The organism is Phenylobacterium sp. (genome assembly GCF_036723115.1).
Taxonomy (GTDB): domain Bacteria; phylum Pseudomonadota; class Alphaproteobacteria; order Caulobacterales; family Caulobacteraceae; genus Phenylobacterium.
In genome coordinates this window covers 1-4,992 of sequence record NZ_DAIMHV010000180.1, presented here as the reverse complement: position 1 = coordinate 4,992, position 4,992 = coordinate 1, and the positions used below count along the sequence as shown (strand labels likewise).

The 4,992-nt window shown below is 70.0% G+C and carries 6 protein-coding genes; all 6 read left to right on the top strand.

Going from position 1 to position 4,992, the window contains the following annotated elements:
• A partial coding sequence (locus V7D28_RS13835) for a Sua5 family C-terminal domain-containing protein (RefSeq protein WP_333587969.1) occupies window positions 1-282 on the top strand: 282 nt, incomplete at its 5' end.
• 81 nt (window positions 283-363) lie between these two features.
• Window positions 364-1,773, top strand: coding sequence for an FAD-binding oxidoreductase (locus V7D28_RS13830; protein ID WP_333587968.1), 1,410 nt, complete (start codon window positions 364-366; stop codon window positions 1,771-1,773).
• 50 nt (window positions 1,774-1,823) lie between these two features.
• Window positions 1,824-2,606 carry a peroxide stress protein YaaA gene (yaaA, locus tag V7D28_RS13825; RefSeq protein ID WP_333587967.1) on the top strand — a complete coding sequence of 261 codons (783 nt, stop codon included), beginning with the start codon at window positions 1,824-1,826 and terminating at the stop codon, window positions 2,604-2,606.
• 27 nt (window positions 2,607-2,633) lie between these two features.
• Entirely contained in the window at window positions 2,634-3,431 is a 798-nt protein-coding gene (locus V7D28_RS13820; RefSeq protein WP_333587966.1) for a 3-hydroxybutyrate dehydrogenase, read from the top strand.
• A gap of 78 nt (window positions 3,432-3,509) precedes the next feature.
• Window positions 3,510-4,289 carry an SDR family NAD(P)-dependent oxidoreductase gene (locus V7D28_RS13815; protein ID WP_333587965.1) on the top strand — a complete coding sequence of 260 codons (780 nt, stop codon included), beginning with the start codon at window positions 3,510-3,512 and terminating at the stop codon, window positions 4,287-4,289.
• A 198-nt stretch (window positions 4,290-4,487) separates the two neighbouring features.
• On the top strand, window positions 4,488-4,992 hold a 505-nt coding region (locus tag V7D28_RS13810), incomplete at its 3' end, for a nitronate monooxygenase (protein WP_333587964.1).

Genomic DNA, 4,992 nt, shown 5'->3' with positions numbered 1-4,992 from the left:
GCCCGGCACTACGCCCCCGACGCCCCGGTGCGGCTGGAGGCGGACGCGCCCGCCCCCGGCGAGGCCTATCTCGCCTTCGGACCCGGCGCGCCGAGCAGCGACCGGGTGTTCAATCTCAGCCCCGCCGGCGACCTCGCCGAGGCCGCCGCCAACCTCTTCTCCCATCTGCGCGCCGCCGACCGCACGCGCCCGCGCGCCATCGCCGTGGCGCCCATTCCCTCCGAAGGTCTGGGGGAGGCCATCATCGATCGCCTGCGCCGCGCGGCCGGCTTCGTGGGCTGAAGGTGGGGCGGGGGTCCGCTCCGCGCCCGGACGGCCCATGATCCAATTCCGCCCGGGCCGATCCTGTTCTAGATTTGCCCCATGACCGCCCCCGTCCCCGCCGATCTCATCTCCCGTCTCAAGGCCGTGCTGGGCGAAGGCGGCTGGAGCCAGGACCCTGACCGCCTGGCGCCCAAGCTGCTGGAGTGGCGTGACCGATGGACCGGTCAGACCCCGTTCCTCGCCCTGCCGGGCTCCACCGCAGATGTGGCCGCCGTGGTGGGGCTCTGCGCCGAGGCGGGCGTGGCCATCACGCCGCAAGGCGGAAACACCGGGCTGGTGGGCGGTCAGATCCCGCAAGGCGAGATCCTGCTCTCCACCGAGCGTCTGCGCGCGGTGCGCGATGTGGACGCCCTGGACGACGTCATGGTCTGCGAGGCCGGCGTGACCCTGCAGGCGGCGCACGCCGCGGCCCTGGCCAAGGGGCGGCGCTTTCCGTTGGACCTGGCCTCCCAGGGCAGCGCCACCATCGGCGGGGTGGTCTCCACCAATGCCGGCGGCACGGCGGTGCTGCGCTATGGGACCACCCGCGACCTGGTCATCGGGCTCGAAGCGGTGCTGCCCAATGGCGAGGTCTGGAACGGGCTGAAGCGGCTGCGCAAGGACAATACCGGCTATGACCTGAAGCAACTGCTGATCGGGGCCGAGGGCACCCTGGGCGTGGTCACGGCCGCGGCGCTCAAGCTGTTCCCGGTCATGGCGTCCCGCGCCACGGCCATGGTGGGGACGGACAGTCCGCAGAAGGCCCTGGATCTGCTGGCCCGGGCCAAGGACGCCGCGGGCGGAGGCGTCGAGGCCTTCGAACTGATCAGCCGGGTGGGGGTCGACTTCGCCCTGAAGAACATCGCCGACCAGCGCGATCCGCTGGCCGGCCGCCACGACTGGTACGTCCTGATCGAACTGGCCTCCGGGGAGCCGGGCTCCGCCGAGGCGGCCATGGAACGCCTGCTGGCCCGCGCCCTGGAGGATGGCCTCATCGCCGACGCCGCCATCGCCCAGGCCGAGGCCCAGGCCCGCGCCTTCTGGTCCCTGCGCGAGAACCAGAGTCCGGCCCAAAAGCCCGAGGGCGCCACCTGGAAGCATGATGTCTCGGTGCCGGTGAGCCGGGTGGCCGACTTCCTTGATCAGGCTGGCGCCGCCATGCGGGCCTTTGCGCCGGGCTGCCGCATCTGCGCCTTCGGCCATGTGGGCGACGGCAACATCCACTATGACGTGCTTCGTCCTGAGGGCGCTCCTGACGCGCCCCACGCCGCCCGGCGGGACGAGGGGTCGCGCATCGTCCATGACATCGTCGCGGCCCTGGAGGGCTCCATCTCCGCCGAGCACGGCCTGGGGGCCATGAAGACCGCCGAGGCCGCCCGCTACAAGACGCCGGTGGAGCTGGCCGCCCAGCAGGCGATCCGCGCAGCCCTTGATCCCAAGCGCATCATGAATCCCCGGGTCCTGTTCTAACCGGCGCCCGCCGTCTTGGCTTCGTCACGGAGTCCCGGCAAAGGGGCGTCATGATCATCGTGCTTTCACCCGCCAAGGCGCTGGACTTTTCAGCGCCTGCCGAGGCCCTCCCGGCCAGTTGGCCGCAGTTTCCCAAGGAGACGTCCGAACTTGCCCAGGTGGCGCGCAAGCTGAGCGCGGGCGAGCTGAAGCGGCTGATGTCCCTGTCGGACAACCTCGCCGAGCTCAACCGCCAGCGGTTCCAGGCCTTCGATCCCCAGGCCCGCACCGGCCTGCAGGCGGCGCTGGCCTTCAACGGCGATGTCTATGCCGGGCTGAAGGCCCGTGAGCTCGATCCCGCCGCCCTCGACTGGGCGCAGGACCGTCTGCGCATTCTTTCCGGGCTCTATGGCCTCCTGCGGCCGCTGGACATGATCCAGCCCTACCGGCTGGAGATGGGCACGCGGCTCGCGACCGCCCGGGGCGCCAACCTCTATGACTTCTGGGCCGACAAGATCGCCCGCGCCCTGAACGCGGCGGCGATGGACCATGCCGATCCCACGGTGGTGAACCTGGCCAGCCAGGAATATTTCGGCGCCGTGGACGCCCGGGCGCTGAAGCGGCCCCTGCTCAACATCCGCTTCCTTGAGGAAAAGGACGGTCAGGCCCGTATCGTGTCCTTCTACGCCAAGAAGGCCCGCGGCCTGATGGCGCGCTTCGCCATCGACAACCGCCTCGAGCGGGTTGAGGATTTGAAGGCCTTCGACCGCGAGGGCTACCGCTTCGTCGCCGGCGAATCCCAGCCGGGGGAGTGGACCTTCATGCGGCCCCAGCCCCAGGCCGCCGCGGCCTGAGGCGCCCTTAAGACTAGGAGCATTGGCATGGCCATCGACTACGGACTCGCCGGCCACGTGGCCATCGTCACCGGCTCCACCAGCGGCATCGGCCGCGCCCTGGCCGGCGCCCTGGCCGAGCAGGGGGTGAACGTCATCCTCAACGGCCTGGGCGATCCCGCCGCCATCGAGGCCGATCGGCGCGAGTTGCAGGCCAGGACCAATGCGGCCATCCGCTACCACGCCGCCGACATGACCCGGCCCGACGAGATCGCCGACCTGGTGGACTATGCGCGGCGAGAGTTCGGCCGGCTGGACATCCTGGTCAACAACGCCGGCATCCAGCACGTCTCCCCCATCGAGGACTTCCCACCGGAGAAGTGGGACGCCATCCAGGCCATCATCCTGTCCTCGGCCTTCCACGCCACCCGCGCCGCCGTGCCGATCATGAAGGCCCAGGGGCGGGGACGGATCGTCAACCTCGCCTCGGCGCATGGCCTGGTGGCCTCGCCCTTCAAGTCGGCCTATGTGGCCGCCAAGTTCGGCCTGGTGGGCCTGACCAAGGCGGTGGGGGTGGAGCTGGCGCGCTCCGGCGTCACCTGCAACGCCATCTGTCCTGGCTATGTGAAGACCCCCCTGGTGGAGGCGCAGATCGGCGACCAGGCCCGCTCCCGCGGTATACCGGAGGACCGGGTCGTCGAGGAGGTGATCCTGGCGGCCCAGCCCAACAAGGCCTTCGTGGAATACGACCACCTGGCGGGCCTGCTGCTCTATCTGGTGTCGGACATGGGCGCCTCGGCCACCGGAGCCACCCTGTCGGTGGACGGCGGCTGGACGGCGACCTGAGGGCGCCTCGCCCTTGACCTGAAGCCGCCAGGCGCCTTTCCTCGCGCCCAACAAGTGTTTGAATGTGAGGAGGACGCCGTGGCCTACAAACCCTTTGACCTGACCGGCAAGGTCGCCCTGGTGACCGGGGGCAATGGCGGCATCGGTCTTGGCATGGCGCAGGCCCTGGCCCAGGCCGGCGCCGACCTGGTGATCTGGGGCTCAAACCCCGACAAGAACGCCCGCGCCGAGGAACAGCTCAAGGCCCATGGCGGGCGGGTGCTGGCCCAGGTGGTCAATGTGGCCGACGAGACCGCCGTGGCCGCCGCCATGACTGAGGCGGTGACCGCCATGGGCGCGGTCCACACCGTGATCGCCAACGCCGGCATCGGCGGCGGCGCCCGGTCCTTCGCCGAGTTTCCCACCGAGACCTATCGCAAGGTGCTGTCGGTGAACCTGGACGGGGTGTTCTTCACCCTGCGCGAGGCCTGCAAGCACATGGTCGAGCGGGCCGGGGACGGCCAGGGCGGCTCGCTCGTGGCCATCTCCTCCCTCTCGGCTCTGGACGGGGCGGCGCGCAACCAGGCCTATGCGGCGACCAAGGGCGCGCTGATCCCCATGATCCGGGCCATCGCCGTGGAGCATGCCCGCTATGGCGTGCGCGCCAATGTCATCCTGCCCGGCTGGATCGCCACCGACATGACCGCCGGCGCCCAGGACAACGACAAGTTCAACGAGAACGTCATCAAGCGCGTGCCCATGCGCCGCTGGGGCCAGCCGGAGGATTTCGGCGGCATGGCGGTCTATTTCGCCTCCGACGCCTCGCGCTTCCACACCGGCGACTCGGTCCTGATCGACGGCGGCTACGGCATCTTCTGAGATGGATACGCGCCGCAGGCGCAACGGGTTTGAACCCTAAAGGGCACGAAGGGACCGCCGAGGTTGAGACGCCTTTGTGTTCTTCGTGCTCTTCGTGGTGCAATCCTCGGGCTTAGCCCCTGACGCGGCGTCACCATTTTCCCAAGGCCCCTCCGGCGCCATGGTGGGGGGAACGAGAACACTACGGGAGACGACGCCATGGCCCTGCACACGCCGCTCTGCGACCTTCTGGAGATTCGCCATCCGATCATGCAGGCGGGCATGGGCGGGGTGGCCTATGCCGAGCTGGTGGCCGCGGTCTGCGAGGCCGGCGGCTATGGCGTGCTAGGCATGGCCGGCCGGTCTCCGGACTTCATCCGCGACGAGATGCGCAAGGTCCGCAAGCTCACCGACAAGCCGTTCGGCGTCGATCTGCTGGCCGCCTCGCCCGAGAGCCTGACGGCCTCGGTGGAGATCATCATCGCCGAGGGCGCCTCGTCCTTCATCGCCGGCCTGGGCGTGCCCATGCCGATCATGGAGAAGCTCAAGGCCGCGGGCCTCAAGGTGATGGTGGTCTGCGGGGCGGTGAAGCACGCGGTCAAGGCCGAGCAGGCCGGCTGCGACGCGGTCATCTGTCAGGGCGGGGAAGGGGGCGGACATACGGGCCTGGTCGGGACCCTGCCCCTGGTGGCCCAGGCGGTGGAGGCGGTGAAGGTCCCGGTGG

Bases quoted from the DNA above. Each gene is read 5' to 3' on its own strand.
- V7D28_RS13820 (WP_333587966.1), top strand. From the start codon at position 2,634: ATGGCCATCGACTACGGACTCGCCGGCCACGTGGCCATCGTCACCGGC.
- yaaA (WP_333587967.1), top strand. From the start codon at position 1,824: ATGATCATCGTGCTTTCACCCGCCAAGGCGCTGGACTTTTCAGCGCCT.
- V7D28_RS13830 (WP_333587968.1), top strand. From the start codon at position 364: ATGACCGCCCCCGTCCCCGCCGATCTCATCTCCCGTCTCAAGGCCGTG.